The 15157-nt window shown below is 58.5% G+C and carries 14 protein-coding genes; 9 read left to right on the top strand and 5 right to left on the bottom strand.

Going from position 1 to position 15157, the window contains the following annotated elements; all coding sequences use genetic code 11:
* Positions 1 to 34 precede the first annotated feature (34 nt).
* Genes BGIM_RS0117760 through BGIM_RS51030 form a run of 3 tightly spaced genes read right to left on the bottom strand, consistent with a single transcriptional unit; the run spans position 35 to position 2738 of the window.
* Positions 35 to 613, bottom strand: a complete 579-nt coding sequence (locus tag BGIM_RS0117760; protein ID WP_020471086.1) for a thioredoxin domain-containing protein — start codon at positions 611 to 613, stop codon at positions 35 to 37.
* Complete coding sequence (locus tag BGIM_RS57740; protein ID WP_020471085.1) at positions 610 to 1830, bottom strand: ABC transporter permease; 1221 nt, start codon at positions 1828 to 1830, stop codon at positions 610 to 612. Before BGIM_RS57740 ends, BGIM_RS0117760 begins: the two co-directional genes overlap by 4 nt.
* Positions 1776 to 2738: an ABC transporter ATP-binding protein gene (locus BGIM_RS51030; RefSeq protein ID WP_020471084.1), complete on the bottom strand. Its 963-nt coding sequence runs from the start codon at positions 2736 to 2738 to the stop codon at positions 1776 to 1778. The genes BGIM_RS57740 and BGIM_RS51030 overlap by 55 nt, the downstream gene beginning before the upstream one ends.
* 148 nt (positions 2739 to 2886) lie before the next feature.
* On the opposite strand from BGIM_RS51030, the gene BGIM_RS0117745 reads away from it, so the two are divergent.
* From BGIM_RS0117745 to BGIM_RS0117715, 7 genes are all read left to right on the top strand, one after another.
* Positions 2887 to 3783 carry a sugar phosphate isomerase/epimerase family protein gene (locus BGIM_RS0117745; protein WP_020471083.1) on the top strand — a complete coding sequence of 299 codons (897 nt, stop codon included), beginning with the start codon at positions 2887 to 2889 and terminating at the stop codon, positions 3781 to 3783.
* A 79-nt stretch (positions 3784 to 3862) separates the two neighbouring features.
* Positions 3863 to 5797 carry a primary-amine oxidase gene (locus tag BGIM_RS0117740; protein ID WP_390567029.1) on the top strand — a complete coding sequence of 645 codons (1935 nt, stop codon included), beginning with the start codon at positions 3863 to 3865 and terminating at the stop codon, positions 5795 to 5797.
* A 27-nt stretch (positions 5798 to 5824) separates the two neighbouring features.
* The gene (locus BGIM_RS0117735) at positions 5825 to 6400 is read left to right on the top strand and encodes a Uma2 family endonuclease (protein ID WP_020471081.1); all 576 of its coding nucleotides are present in this window, start codon (positions 5825 to 5827) and stop codon (positions 6398 to 6400) included.
* Between the two features lie 17 nt (positions 6401 to 6417).
* Positions 6418 to 6888: a hypothetical protein gene (locus BGIM_RS0117730; protein WP_020471080.1), complete on the top strand. Its 471-nt coding sequence runs from the start codon at positions 6418 to 6420 to the stop codon at positions 6886 to 6888.
* The gene (locus tag BGIM_RS0117725) at positions 6860 to 7222 is read left to right on the top strand and encodes a hypothetical protein (RefSeq protein WP_020471079.1); all 363 of its coding nucleotides are present in this window, start codon (positions 6860 to 6862) and stop codon (positions 7220 to 7222) included. The genes BGIM_RS0117730 and BGIM_RS0117725 overlap by 29 nt, the downstream gene beginning before the upstream one ends.
* A gap of 148 nt (positions 7223 to 7370) precedes the next feature.
* Entirely contained in the window at positions 7371 to 9023 is a 1653-nt protein-coding gene (locus tag BGIM_RS0117720) for a vWA domain-containing protein (protein WP_020471078.1), read from the top strand.
* A 239-nt stretch (positions 9024 to 9262) separates the two neighbouring features.
* Positions 9263 to 10810 (top strand): hypothetical protein, encoded by a 1548-nt coding sequence (locus BGIM_RS0117715; RefSeq protein ID WP_040889634.1) that lies wholly within the window; start codon positions 9263 to 9265, stop codon positions 10808 to 10810.
* 138 nt (positions 10811 to 10948) lie between these two features.
* Here BGIM_RS0117715 and BGIM_RS0117710 read toward each other — a convergent pair whose 3' ends face one another.
* Positions 10949 to 11833, bottom strand: coding sequence for a TIGR03009 domain-containing protein (locus BGIM_RS0117710; protein WP_020471076.1), 885 nt, complete (start codon positions 11831 to 11833; stop codon positions 10949 to 10951).
* A 197-nt stretch (positions 11834 to 12030) separates the two neighbouring features.
* Positions 12031 to 12867, bottom strand: coding sequence for a hypothetical protein (locus BGIM_RS0117705; protein ID WP_020471075.1), 837 nt, complete (start codon positions 12865 to 12867; stop codon positions 12031 to 12033).
* Between the two features lie 264 nt (positions 12868 to 13131).
* Between BGIM_RS0117705 and BGIM_RS0117700 the strand changes: the two genes are divergently transcribed.
* Entirely contained in the window at positions 13132 to 13515 is a 384-nt protein-coding gene (locus tag BGIM_RS0117700; RefSeq protein WP_040889417.1) for a BlaI/MecI/CopY family transcriptional regulator, read from the top strand.
* 69 nt (positions 13516 to 13584) lie between these two features.
* On the top strand, positions 13585 to 15157 hold a 1573-nt coding region (locus tag BGIM_RS51025; RefSeq protein WP_193788998.1), incomplete at its 3' end, for a M56 family metallopeptidase.

Genomic DNA, 15157 nt, shown 5'->3' with positions numbered 1-15157 from the left:
ATAGGGTTCGCGGAAATCCGCGAACCCTTGTTGTTTATCTCGCCGCTTCCGTCCGCAAATAATCGACCACTTCAATCAAACGGGCCTTCGTTTTCGCGTCGGCCTCCCCCAGCACCCGGAAGCGCATCCGGCCTTCGGCATCGACCACGATCAGGTTGGGCTCCCCTTCTCGCAAGCCATAAACATCCTTCATCGTGTTCGCCGTGTCGAACCACAGGGGCATGTCCGGGGAGGCTTTTTTCACTTCCCGCTTCACGAAGCTCATCACCAATTCAGGCACCGGGCCGGTGCAGGCCACGGGGATGACATGCACGTTCGGCGACTTGGCGCTTCCCTCCAGTGGCAGCACCGGGGCCTTGTGGGCGTCGGCGGGCTTCATCGTTTTGGCGGTCGGATGGTAGTGGATGTGGAGTTTTTCGCCGAGTTCCTTGTTCGCATCGGTGGCCTTGCGATCGCCGTAAAGCAAGATCACCACATCGCCGCGAAAATCGCGGAGGTCGTGTTTTTGGTCAAACTGATCAAGCATCGCCAGTTTCACCGGCGGCGGGGGCGCCTCCCCGAATGCAGTTCCGGCCAGCACACAGATGCCCGCTAACAGAAGACAACACCTCATGCGGAAACTCCCTTGCGTCGTTGTCGTTCGGCCCAATGAAACCGGCCGATGGCAAGCGCCATGAAGGCGATGGCGAACAAACTCACGGCCAACAAACTTGGAAACATGCGGGCAAAATCCTGCCCCTGCCAGGTGACGGCATCCATCCCCCGCATCGCCCAACTGGTCGGCAATGCCTGGCTGACATCCTGCACCCACACAGGCAGCAGAAACGCCGGAAGCCAAAGCCCCCCGAGCATGGACAGCCCGAGGATGACCACGATGAACATGCTGCGGGCGCGGGCCTCGGTCCCGCCGATGGCCGCCACGCATAACCCCGTTCCGGCGGCTAACAAACTAACCGTTACAGCAAGGCCGATGAAGCCCCACCATGAACCGGTGATGGTGACGCCGAACACGAGGTTGCCAAAGGCGAACGTGCAGGCGATTTGAAGCAGGGCAATGCTGGCAGTGGCCAGCGCCCGGCCGAACAGGACCGTGGTGAGGGACACCGGGGCGACCCGCACCCGGCGCCACAGGCCGCGTTGTCGTTCTCGCAGGAAAAGCAGGCCGCTTTCGAGGCCCCAGAACAGCAGGTATTGCAGCGTCATGCCGCAGAAACTATGCGAATACGAATTGAACGGATGGGAGCCATTGGCGGGGATCGTGACCCGGCACACCTCCACCGGCCGGGACATCTCCCCGGCGGGCTTCAGCCCGAACGGCCGCAGATAGCCCGCCGCCAGTCGCTTGAGGCAGACTTCCATCAGCAAGCCCTCGGCCCACTGGCTTTCAGCGGCGCTCATCGGGTGATGCAACATCTCCACTCGGGGCTTGTTCGCTTTCCAATCGAAGTCGGCGGGGAAGACGATGGCCACGCCGCAACTTCGCCGAGCCACTTCTCGCTCGGCCGTCGCTCGATCAACCACTTTTCCTTCAATGTGGCCGCCTTTCAGCAGATCATCAATGATCGGCTGGGCTTTGCCGGTGGTATTCTCGTTGACGAGTAACAGGGGTAGTTTGTGTTCGCCAAGGTTTTGGCCGGGGCGGTCGAAGATCAGCCCGAATGCCGAGGCGAGGACAATGGGGACGAGGAAACACATCACCGCCGCCCGGCGGTCTGCAAGGAAGAGTTTCCAGTCGTTCCGGGCGAGGTCAACGATCAAACGAAGCGTGCCGATGGTCAGATCCCCCCGGCGAGAACGGCGGGAATGGCCGAGTCCGAGTGGCTTTGACACAATTGTTCCAGACGGGTCGCCGGGGTGCGGAAAGATTCCACGTCGGCCCCCTCGGCTTGCAGAACCGCCAGCCCATAGCCAATGGCCTCGGCATCCGCGCCGACGAGTTCAAAGGACCGGCCGTCCAGCGTCAGTTCGGTGTCGAACGAAAGCCGGTCGCGGATGGTTGCTTCGGCGATTTCGGAAAGCTCGTCCCGCAACCGCCCCACAATGACCATGCGGCCGGTTCGTTGCCGGAGTTCCTCGGGCCGGCCCACGGCGAGCAGGCGGCCTTGTTGGAGAACAGCGATCCGGTCGCACCATTGCTCCGCCTCGTCGAGATGGTGTGTCGTGAACAGAATCGACCGGCCGGCGGCGCGAAGATTATTCAGCGTTTCGTAAAGCATTTGCCGGGAATCGGGATCGAGGGCGGCCGCCGGCTCGTCGAGCAGAATCACGGCCGGTTCGTGAATGAGGGCACAGGCCAGGTTCACCCGCCGTTGCATCCCGCCGGACAGCGTGCTGAGCCGGGACCGATAGCGATCCGTCAATCCGACCAGTTCGGCGGCGGCCTCGGCCCGTTCGTTCAACAACCGGCCGCGAATGCCGAACAACCGGCCGAAGAAACACAGGTTGTCCCGCACGTTCAGTTCGTCGTACAGGGCGATTTCCTGCGGGACGTAACCGATGAGTTTGGCGTATTCGGTGCGATGCTTCCAAGGATTGAGGCCGTTGATCTCGACACGCCCGCCACGGGGATCAAGCGCCCCGGCGGCGACGGCCATCGTGGTGCTTTTGCCGGACCCGTTCGGCCCGAGCAGGCCGACGATTTCACCGGGCCGCACCTCCAGTGTCAGACCGTCCACGGCCCGGCGCGGGCCGTAACAAACGGAGACGTTTTCCAGTCGCAGCGTGGCCAGCCCGGTCATGGGTGCCTCTTCCGTGAGGACAAACAACCATCTGGGAAATACCCGCAAGCCGGGAAAGAAACAAGGCGAACCCGGCAAACCTATTGCCGGATAATCCTTCAAGGGTTGTAATCTCAGTTCGAGCAATCAGTTTCTCGGAGATGCCTCCATGACGCGGCGTGAATTTTCATCATCCTTTCTCGCGGCCGCGTTGTTGGCGAATCGCTCGCTGGCCGATGCCAAGCCCGGCTTGTCGCTTGGCTTCAGTCTCTACGGCATGAAGACTCTGCCCGTCGCGGAGGCCATCGCCGCGTGCGCCAAATTCAAATATGGTTCCGTAGAACTTGCGTGCATGCCCGGCTGGCACGGCGACCCGGAAAAACTGACGAAAGAGGCCCGGAGCGATCTCGCCAAGACTCTGCGGGACGCCAACCTGACGGCGGCTTGCCTGATGGAAAGCACCCCGCTTGACGCGGATGACAAGAAGCACCGCGAGAATCTGGACCGCCTGAAACGCGCGGCCGAACTGGCCCATGATCTCGGGATGCCGACGCCGCAGATCGAAACTGTCCTCGGCGGCAAACCCGGCGAATGGGAGACGCGGAAGAACCAATTTGCCGAACGCCTCGCCGGGTGGGGCAAACTTGCGGAATCGGCGAAAGTCGGCATTCTTATCAAACCGCACCGGATGCAAGCGACCACCGACCCGGCGCATGTGGTCTGGCTGCTTGAGCAAGCCAACAGCAAACATCTTGGCAGCGTCTTCGACTGGAGCCACTTCGAGCAGCGTGATTACAAGCTAACCGATACGCTGAAACTGCTTCTTCCCTCGATCCGCTTCATTCATGTGAAAGACACGATTATCGAAAAAGAGAAGGCAATGTTTGTCCTGCCGGGGAAAGGATCAACTGATTACCTCGCCTATTTCAAACTGCTCAACGAAGCCAAATTCACCGGCAGCGTCTGTGTGGAAGTCAGCGCCCAAGTGTTCAATGAAAAAGGTTACGACCCGGTGGCGGCAGCGAGAGAATGTGCGGAGAAACTGCTGCCAGCGATCAACACATGAGGCGAAATCCGCGTTCGCCGTGTCAAAGACTTCTGTGTTGCGGCGAATCGTTTGGTCATTGGCTGTTGGTCATTTTACAATATCCCCACCTTCCGCACTTAACTCATCGGCAGCCAACATGCACCCATTAGAACCACTCACCGCTAGTGAAGTTTCCAATGTCGTCATCATCTTGCGAGACGCCGGCAAAGTCACGCCGACGACGCGATTTGTCTCCGTCAGCCTGAAAGAGCCAAACAAGGCCGATGTCCACGCCGGGAAGACCGGGCTGGCCCGGCAATCGCTGGCCATCCTGTTCGACAACGCGACCAACTCCTGTTACGAAACGGCCGTTTGCCTCGCGTCACAAAAAGTGTTGTCATGGAAGCACATCCCCGGTGTGCAGCCAACAATGACCATCGACGAACAGGCCGAATGCGAGCAGGCGGTCATTCATTCCCCCGAGTTCAAAGCCGCCCTCAAGAAACATCACGGCATCGAAGACACGTCGTTGGTGATGGTCGATATCTGGAGTGCCGGGAACTACGGCAGCGAGGAAGACCGCACAAAACGACTCGCCCGTCCGTTGTGCTTCCTGCGGACCGACCCGACCGACAACGGTTACGTCCGGCCCATCGAGGGGATTCGCCCGATTGTGGACCTCAACGAGATGAAGGTCATCCGCGTTGAGGAATACGGCACATGGGATCTGCCGCCGGGCGAGGGGAATTATGCCGCCTCTCGAATGAAGAACTTCCGCACGGACATCAAGCCGCTGGACATCAAACAACCGGACGGCCCGAGCTTTACCGTGGAGGGCAACCAAGTCAGTTGGCAGAACTGGAAGTTCGTCATCGGCTTCACCGCCCGCGAGGGGTTGGCCCTCCATCATCTCCGTTACACCGACGGGGGCAAAGACCGTTCGATTCTTTACAAGGCTTCCCTCACGGAAATGGTCGTGCCCTATGGCGACCCGACGCCGACGCAACGCCGGAAGAATGCCTTTGATGTCGGCGAGTATGGCATGGGCATGTGTGCCAACAGTCTGCAACTCGGCTGCGATTGCCTCGGGCTGATCCGCTATTTCGATGCCCACCTGTGCGACAGTCACGGCGACCCATTGACCATCTCAAACGCCATCTGCATGCACGAGGAAGATTTCGGCATCCTCTGGAAACACACGGATCGCCGGCTGCCGCATGCCCCGGAAGTGCGGCGTTCCCGGCGGTTGGTGGTATCGAGCGTGTCCACTGTTGAAAATTACGAATACGGGTTCTTCTGGTATCTCTATCAAGACGGCAACATTCAGTTTGAGATCAAGCTGACGGGCATCCTCTCCCTCGGGGCTTATGCCAAGGGTGAAAAGCCGAAATACGGCAATCTGATTGCACCGCAACTCTATGCCCCGAATCACCAACACTTCTTCAACATGCGATTGGATTTTGATTTGGACGGCGTTAATAACACCGTCCAGCGGGTAGATGTGGTCGCGGAACCGGAAGGAAAACATAACGAATATGGCAACGCCTTTTACGCCCGCAGCGAACCGTTGAAGACAGAGGTGGCCGCCCGCGATCACTTGAAACTGGAAACCGCCCGGACATGGAAGATTGTCAATCCGAACGTGAAAAACCACGTCGGCGAACCGGCCGGATACAAGTTCCTCCCCGGCGACAATTCCTTCCCGCTAGCCAGCCCGAACGCTTGGTGGAGAAAGCGCGCCCGGTTCGTCGATTATCATGTGTGGGTGTCGCCCTACGATGAAACCGAAAATTTCGCGGCCGGGGATTATCCCAACCAAAGCTCCGGCGGCGATGGCCTGTTGAAATACACCGACCAAGATCGGCCCATCGAAAACACCGATGTCGTCTTCTGGTACACCTTCGGCCACACCCACATTCCCCGTCCGGAAGACTACCCGGTGATGCCGACCGCCTACATCGGCTTCCTGCTCAAGCCCAACGGCTTCTTCGAGATGAACCCGGCTAACGATGTGCCGCCATCGGAGAAGAAAGCGAAGACTTGTTGCATGTGATTGTCAAATAACATCGAGAATATGGCCATGAATGAATCGAGCCAGCCAAAAGTGGTGATCGCGGGAGAACACCTCCTCACCGCCGAAGACTTGGTTCGGTTCCACGGCGGCGATAATGTGGAATTGATCGACGGAGTGGTATTTCCGCTTCCGGGCGGCGATTTTCAACACGGATATATTTGCGCCAACATCGCCTGTTCATTGGCGAAATACGCCATCAACCACGACTATGGCCGGGTGGCCAGCAACAATCCGTTCGTCTTGGTAAAGCGTAATCCGGATACGGTGCGCGGGCCTGATGTCGCTGTGTTTGGTTATAAGCGTTTGCCCAAGGGGCCGCTTCCTGTTGATCTGGTCGAAGTGGCTCCAGACGTGGTTGTTGAAGTAGTCGGTTTAACAGAACAATGGGATCATTTATTCAACAAAGTGCCGGAGTATCTGAAGGCCGGAATCTTCGCGGTGCTCTTGCTCGATGTAAAGTCTGAAACGGTCCGCATTTTCCATAGTGAATCGCCACCGGTGGATTTGCGAATCCCTGACACGCTGACCATTCCTGAGATTCTGCCAGGTTTTTCAGTCCCGCTGGCTGATCTTTTTGGATAATTTCGGAGGTGTTGCCTATGCCTGACTATTTGGAATCACTGGAGCGAGGAGAACGCAAGTCAGCCATTATTGTTCTTTGGGTGGCGGTCATTTTGCTGGCTTTTATTGAATTGATGTTAATCGGCTTGGTGTTTGGCCCTGATGATGACCGTCCCAAAAATCGGCCGGATCAATTCTGGCCAATGATTGGCATCATGGCATTCTTTGGCGTGTTTCTGTTCATTTGTTCATTGATGCTTTATCGTCTTCGACAAGGCACCTTGTCTTCAAACGGTGTCACCATTTTGCCAGGTTGGCTGATCCAGTTTTTTGGTTTGGTGCTTCTTGCCGGTGCAGTGGTCATCGGACGAGACGGCAATCTGCTCCTGGCGATTGGGACGGTTCCGACTGGGTTGGCGATGGTTTTTGTAAACCGGTTGATTCGACAAGAGAAGATGCCAGCGGCCCCACAATCAATCGATGACGAGCCTCAGCAATCTGACCAGTGACTTCCCGTATGTTTCCAGTGTTTTGCAGGATGACGGCATGAATGCCTCCCAAATCCGCAATCAGATTACCCTCATCCAAGACGCTGTCGGTGATTTCGGCAGCGCCCTCGGCGCGATGGATCGGGGGTTCGGTTTGGCGGCCGATGATTTGGAGGCCAGAGGGCATCAGCATATCCGATCGGCGTTTCGGAATGCTCCGGAACTTCAGGATTTGTTGCCGCAACTTTGGGCCAAGGTCCAGGCCGGGGAGAATCTCGCGGATCTTGGATACGCCATCAGCAAAGAAGTGGATGAGGCCTTGCGAGTTCTCAAGACGATGACCGATCCGTCATAACGGGCCATTGGCCCCTTTTCAAATCTCTACGATTAAATTCTCGACGGAATTTCCGGGAATAAATTTCGCCGTCGCGCATCTCATCTTTGCAACACGTCAATCGTTTCAAGAATCCGATTTTCCAATCTCTCTTTGCAAGGAGTGTCCCATGTTGACACTGCGCCATCGGCACGCGCGTCGGGTCGTCGCCGCTTTGTTTTTGCTTGTTCCCATCACAGCTTGTGAAGACAAAAAGCCCTCTAATGCCGGGGGTGTCCGGTACGAACCGGCCGGTCCGAGGGGAACAATCAGTGTCACCAAATCAGAGTCCAAATCAGCCGATCCACACAACCCGTATGTCCCCGCCAATGGCGATCCAAAGCCAGCTTCGCCTCCTGCCGCGAATACGGAAAACTTCCATCATTTTGTTGACAACGACTATGTTTCGGTGGTCCGCGAGCCGCGTTCCACTTTCTCGGCCAGCGTGGACACGGCCGCTTATGGACTTGTCCGGGCCAAGATCAACAGCGGGCAATTGCCGCCCAAGGATGCCGTGCGGGTCGCGGATTTGTTGAACTATTTTGATTACGACTATCCCCGCCCGGCGGGCGACGAACCGGTGGCCGCCCGGTTGGAGCTTGCGCCGTGTCCTTGGAACGCTCAGCATCATTTGCTCCGGATTGCCCTGGCCGCGAAGAAATACGACGCGAACAACATGCCAGCCCGCAATCTCGTGTTTTTGATCGACACCTCTGGTTCGATGGAGGGGGAGGCAAGGCTGCCGTTGGTGAAGAAATCTCTCTCGCTGCTGGCCGACAAGCTGACGGCCCGCGACCGGGTGAGCATTGTCACCTATGCCGGGGAAGCCTCGCTTCGACTGCCATCCGTCTCCGGCGACCAGACCGGTCGCATCAAGGCCGCGATTGAAAGCCTGCACGCCGGCGGGTCCACCAACGGCGGGGGAGGCATCACGATGGCCTACGACCAAGCCGCCAATTCGTTCATCGAGAACGGCGTCAACCGGGTCATCATCGCCACGGACGGTGATTTCAATGTCGGCGTGTCCAGCGAAGGAGAGTTGGTTCGGATGATCGGGGACAAGCGGAAAACCGGCGTGTATCTGACCGTCCTTGGCTTCGGCATGGGCAATCTCCAGGACGCCAAACTGGAACAACTCTCGCACCACGGCAACGGGCATTATGCCTACATCGACACGCTGGACGAGGCTCGCAAAATCTTCGCAGATCAAGGGGGTTCGCTGGCTGTCGTCGCCAAGGATGTCAAGATGCAAGTGGAGTTCAATCACGGCCGGGTGAATGCTTATCGCCTGATCGGTTACGAAAACCGACTGTTGAAGAACGAAGATTTCCGCGATGACGGCAAGGACGCCGGGGACATGGGAAGCGGCCACACGGTGACGGCCCTGTACGAAATTGTCCCGGTCGGCGTTCAAGTGCCGGTGCGGGACGCCGGGAAGTTGAAATACCAAGCCACGCCGACGGACACGCCCGCCGCCAAAACCGGCGAATGGCTGACCCTGCGGGTTCGCTACAAACACCCCGACGCGGAAGATGCCCGCGAAATGGCTTTTGCGATGGGCAAGGATGGCTTGTCCCCCGCCGCCTCGAAGGATTTCCGATTCGCCTCGGCCGTCGCCGCTTTCGGAATGCTCCTGCGGGAATCTGAATACAAAGGAACGGCGACTTGGGCCGATGTCCGCGAATGGGCCTCGGCCTCCGTCGGCGCCGACCCTCGCGGCCTTCGCGGTGAGTTTCTTGAATTGGTCGGTAGAACGGAAAGATTGTCAAAGAGGAAAGATTGAATGACTGGTGCTTGGTGAGATTTTGGCGAACCGAAGGCCGGCCTTCGGTTCGTTTTGATTTTCGGCTGCGATCAAATTCTTCTTGTGTCCACGCTCTGCCGGTGGGACAATCACTTTTCATCCCACACATTCGCCCTTCGTGGTTTTCAACTTCGTCGCCGATTGTTGATTCTCTCACTCTCCGGGCGTCTTTCGGTTGCGGCCGATCACACGCCCCACTTCGCAAAGGAGCGATGGTCATGATGTCGCAATCTCGTCGAGACTTTTTGGCGGATGTCGGTCGGGGCATGTTGGTCGCCAGCCTCGGTTCGGGCCTCACCTTGGAACTGGGCCTTTCGGATGCTTTTGCCGAGGAGACGGTCGAGAAACTATCGTTCGGTTCGATTGAACCGCTCGTCGGATTGATGCAAGACACCCCGTTGGACAAACTCATCCCGGCGCTCGCCAAACAACTGGCCGAGGGCACGGAATTGCGGCAACTCGTCGCGGCCGGGGCGCTCGCCAACGCCCGGACGTTCGGCGGGCAAGACTACATCGGGCATCACACATTCATGGCCCTCGGGCCGGCGTTTGCCATGTCAAAGGAAATGCCGGAAGCCAGCCGGGCGTTGCCGGTCTTCAAGGTGCTGTATCGCAACACCAACCGCATCCACGAACGGGGCGGCAGCAAAGTCGAGATGCTCCACCCGGTCCACGGGGAACCGGCCGAAACGGCGGAGAAACCGGACGACATGCGGGAAGCCACCCGCAAGGCCGACATGACGGAAGCCGAACGACGCTTCGCCAAACTGGCCAAAAACGAAATCGGCGAAGCCTACAACCACCTGTTGTTCTCGGTGCAGGACGAAGTTGACGTTCACCGCGTCGTGCTGGCGTGGCGGGCCTGGTCCACGATTGATATCACCGGCAAGGAATACGCTCACACGCTGCTCCGTCAATCGGTGCGGTATTGCACAGACAACGAGATCACCCGCCTCAAGCAAAAACGGCCTGAACCGGGAATCCGCGCGTTGCTGCCGAAACTGCTTGACGAGCACAAGCTGCCGGGCAAGGCGGCGGGGACCAAGAAGGGCGATGATGCGTGGGTGACCCAACTTGCGGAAATCATCTACGGCACAAACCGGGATCAGGCCGCCGCCGCCGTGGCCGCCGCGCTGGCCGAGGGGATGAGTCCCGAAAGCATCGGCGAGGCGATGTCGCTGGCCGCCAACCAACTGGTGCTGCGTGATCCGGGTCGGCCGAAGGCTTGGGCGTCGGACGCCAAGCCGGTCGGAAGCGTCCACGGGGATTCGCCCGGCGTGCATGCCTCCGATTCGGCCAATGCCTGGCGAAACATCTCCCGCGTGAGCAACGCCCGGAATACCGCCGCCAGTTTGATCGTCGGCGCGTACCACACCGCCGGGCAAAGCGGGACGTTCCCGAAAGAATCCCACCCGATGGCCGCCCTGCTGGAAAAGGTCACGGCCACGGAATCGGCCGTCTTGTTGAAGGAAGCCGATGGGGCGATCCGCGAGAAGGATCAGGCCCGCGCGGCCGCCATCATCTCCAAGTACGGGCAATTGGGACATGCTCCCAAGGATGTGTTCAACTTGTTGCTCGGCTTTGCCACCAGCGAAGACGGGGCGTTGCACGCAGAGAAGTATTACCGCACGGTGAGCGAGGAATTCGCCGCCGCCCGCCCGGCCTTCAAGTGGCGGTATCTGACGGCCCTGGCCCGCGTGACGGCCAGCGAATTCGGTTCCACCGCTCCGGGCTATGCGGAGGCCAAGCGAGTGTTGAAGGTCTGAAAAGCCGAAAGTCACCAATCACAAAGCCGCGAAGGGCACACAACGTTTCACCAAACAGACCGAAGAAAAATTCTTCAACAGTCTGCTTGGTGAAACGTTGTGTGCCCTTCGCGGCTTTGTGGGTCTCTCCGCTTCCGCTTATTTCTTGATCGGGTCAAGTGTTCCGGTCGACTGCCGAACAGTCGTCGGGGAAAGTTGTTTTTCATTCGGGTTGACAGCCCATTCTCGCGTCCATTCCTTGTCCGGGAAGGCCGGGGCCGAGAAATCACGGGCGATGAGTTTCTTTTGGGTGTTCATGCCGTTAAACTCCCAAATCACCTGATTTTTGTTCGGATGTTGGAACCACAGGCGGGCGGGGAGCATCCAGTAGTCGGCATACTTGGGGTCTTTGTTGTTCTTCCACAACACCAACTCGGCCTTGGCGAATTCTTGCATGTCCTCGCGGGTCTTCGGCAGGATCATCAAGTGGACGTAATGCTCGTTGAACTTGTCCGGGTTTTCCGGTTCCACCGTGATGTGGTAACGCTTCTTGATCTCGTCGGCCTTCATCCCAAACATGAATGACAGCAGCGTGTTGTCACCGATGTTTTCTTTCGGCAATTTGGCGACCTTGGCCACCTTGGTCTTGTACTGGTAATCCCACAAATAACTGCCGTCGGCGATGTAATGGCGCCACCGCTTGGCGTTGGTGGGGTCGTCGGATTGCCGGAGGAACATTTTGGCGAAGTTGGGCCGCATGATTGTGGCTTCGCCGTTGTAGACGGTTTGTTCCTTGTCGGCGATTTCGGTGAGCTTGAGTTTTGTTTCCAGTCCCTCGATGGACTTCATCCGGTCTTCCCACGCCTTGAGATAGGCGTCCAAAAACTTCTGGCTCCGCTCGCTCAGCGGCGGGTAGTTCGGCATCACGGCCGTCGGCGGCACCCCGACCTTGGAGGTCGGCGTTCCGGGCGTCACGGGAGCCTGGGCCATCGCCAGCACGGCCATGAGTCCCAACCAAACCAAACCGGCAATGCTCCAACGCATGGTTATGTCTCCCAGCGAAAATCGGCGAGGCAAAGTCACCCTATACCCCCTTTAGTTCATTCACGGAAGGCGAACTGGCCGCCGGAGCCGAAAGGGGCTCAATCTTGGGAAAGATGGGAAGACCCGGAGGGGTTTGCGGGATGTGAAAGGGAAAATCTGTCAAAAAGGTTGCCCGGCCCTCCCGACGGTCAGCCGCATTATTTGGGATCGATTTTCGCCGAACCGGATGGTTTGGAAAAGACGTTTTCACGGGTCCATTCTTTGTCGGGCAAGGTGGCCTCAAAGGTGCGAGGCAGCAATTTCTTTTGGGTTGTCATGTCGAAGAACTCCCACATCACCTGATTCTTGTTCGTGTTCTGGAACCACAGGCGGGCGGGGAGCATCCAGTAGTCGGCATACTTGGGGTCTTTGTTGTTCTTCCACAGCACCAACTCGGCCTTGGCGAATTCCTGCATGTCTTCACGGGTCTTCGGGAAGATATTCAGGCAGACATAATTCTCGTTGAACTTCTTCGGGTTTTCCGAATCCACTGTGATGTAATAACGATTTTTAATCTCATCCGCCTTCATGCCCAACATGAACGACATCACGGTGTTGTCGCCGATCTTTCCTTTTGGCAGTTCAACCACTCTGGCGATTTTGTTCTTGTATTGGAAATCCCACAGCAATTTGCCATCGGCGATGTAATGACGCCACCGTTTGACGTTGGCGGAGTCGTCCTTTTCCCGGAGAAACATCTTGGCATAATTGGGCCGAAGAATGGCGGCCTCCCCGATGAAGACCGTTTCATCTTTGCCCTCAATCTCCGTGAGCTTCACCTTCGTTTCCAACCCCTCAATTTTGGTCATCCGCTCTTCCCACTTTTTCAGGCAGCCATCCAGCAGATCTTGGTTTTTCTGACTGAGGGGAGGATAGTTCGGCGTCGCCGCTGGCAGAGGTTGCCCGGTTTTGGAGGGTGGCACAACGACATCTTGCGCCATCGCCAGCACGACCATCAGCCCCAGCCAAACCAATCCGGCAATGGTCCATCGCATTGACGTGCCTCCCGTCGAGATGGTGTGAGTTTAAAAACGTGCCATACCTTCCGTCGTTTGTTTGCGGAAGGCGAGATGATCGTCCAAAACAAAGCCGAGACCGGTCTCGAAGTTCGGGAAACCTAGCTCGGTTGGCGGCTTTGGCCCAAGTGCGGAAGAGAATCTGGCAGTGGTGAGAGATTTCTCAGTTGATTAAAAAGACAATCTGTCTTACCATGCTTGTGTCGAGTTGAAGACAGTTTGTCTTGTCAATGGATTGCAATCATGCCAAGAACTCCCCGAGATGTGACCGATGCGGAACTCGCGGTGCTGCGGGTGCTTTGGGCGGATGGTCCCCGCACGGTGCGGGAGATTGCCCAACTCCAGACGGACGCAGGGACGGCCACACAGGCGGCCACCGTGCAGAAGCTCTTGGAACGTTTGGAAGACAAAGGCTGGGTGGAACGGGACCGCACCGGGCCGGTGCAGCGATTTCAAGCCACCGCCGACCGGGATGACTTGATTGGCCGACGCCTCAGCGGCATCGCCGAGGAACTTTGCGAAGGCTCCCTGACGCCCCTTCTGAGCCACTTGGTCAAAAGCGAACGCCTCACCAACACGGACAAGCAGGCGCTTCGGGATTTAATCGAACGCCTGGACGAAAAGTAACGCGGTGACCGGTCGGATTCCTTGGGATCATTTCTGCTGTTTTTATTCTGAGTTTCAAAGGGTGAACGAATGCGAACCCTGATCGAATACGCCCTGACCAACGCCCTGATGGCAACGTTGCTGGCGGCCATTGTGTACGGTGTGACGTGGTTTGTCCGGCGGCCGGCCGTGCGGAATGCCCTTTGGCTGCTGGTGTTGATTCGGCTGCTGTTGCCGCCGGTGTTGGGAGTGCCGCTGCCGATTGATTCGCCCGTCAGCGAACCGGTTGCTGTTCCGGTGGTTGCCCCCGTGATGATCTTGCCGGAGCCTGTTTCCCCGGCAAAAACGGGCGAACTGACTCCGGAAGAACTGGCGTTGGCCCTCGCGTTTTTGGAGGAGAATCCCGCGACGACGGAAGGGGCCATGACGAAACCAGTGTCGGAGCAACCCCGCCCGGCAGTCACAACGCTTGCGACTCCGACAACATCCGTCAGCAGGTGGCAACTGGTTTATCTGCTGATCGGGTTGGTCTGGCTTGGCGGAACCGTGTGGATTGCGGGTCGGTCGGTGTGGTTGGTGCGGCGGTTTCAGCGAATGTTGCGGGATGCGACACCGGCTCCGGCTTCTTGTCAAAATCAGGCTGAAGGTCTGGCTCGGGTGATGGGGCTGGCCGCGTGTCCCGAAGTGCTGATGGTGCCGGGGAGACTGTGGCCGAGCCTGTGGGCGCCGGTCCCGTGGCGCCGGAATGCGAAACTCCTCATCCCTGCCGGGCTTTGGCCGCTTCTGGATGCGGAGCAACGGCGGGCGGTGCTGGCCCATGAACTATCCCATTGCCGGCGGGGCGACCCGTGGGTGCGATGGCTCGAACTGGTCGCGGTGGCGGTGTATTGGTGGTACCTCCCGCTGGGGTGGGTACGCCGACAACTTCGCCAAAGCGAGGAAGAATGCTGCGACATGTGGGTGGTGGCGGCCCTGGAGGGGCGAAAAGCCTATGCCACCGCCCTTGTGGAAACAGCCGGGTATTTGAGCGGTCCGGAACCGGCTTTCTCTTCCGCTCTGTCGAGCGGAGCCGGCCCGGTCGAAGACATTCAACGGAGAGTGACGATGATTATGCGAGCAACATGGCCTGCCCGGCTGACCCGTCTCGGGTTGGCGACCGTGCTGGGTTTGGGGACGGTGGGAATGGCCTTCGGGCCGACGCTCGGCTCGGCCGACGCCCAAGAGCGGAAGTCGTTCCCCAAAAAGGACGGCGACCGCAAAGACAGAGAAGACGAAGGCCAGCGCGGTCCCCGCGACGGCGAACGCGGTGATCGCAAAGACGGCGAACGCAAAGACGACGAACGCGGTGAGCGTGGAGACCGCAAAGGCGGCGACCGCAAAGACGGTGATCGTGGTCCTCGTGATGGCGACCGGAAAGATCGCGGCCCGCGTGACGGTGGCGACCGCAAGGAAGGCCGAGGCGAAGCCGGACCCGCTCCGCGAGAAAAATCCCGCGATGGCGGCGATGTGAAGCCCGATGTCAAAGCGGCCCGCGAGGAAGCCGAGACGGCCCGCGCGGAGTTTCGCAAGGCGGTTGAAAAGATGCGAGCCGCCGAGGAAAAACTGGCCAAGGCCGAAGGCCGGCCCGTCAACTTCCCGATGATGGGTGGCTTCGGCGGCGGCG

This window comes from Zavarzinella formosa DSM 19928 (genome assembly GCF_000255705.1).
In the GTDB taxonomy this organism is placed as follows: Bacteria; Planctomycetota; Planctomycetia; order Gemmatales; family Gemmataceae; genus Zavarzinella; species Zavarzinella formosa.
The sequence above is the reverse complement of the archived record's forward strand: the minus strand, read 5'-3'. Positions and strand labels throughout refer to the sequence as shown.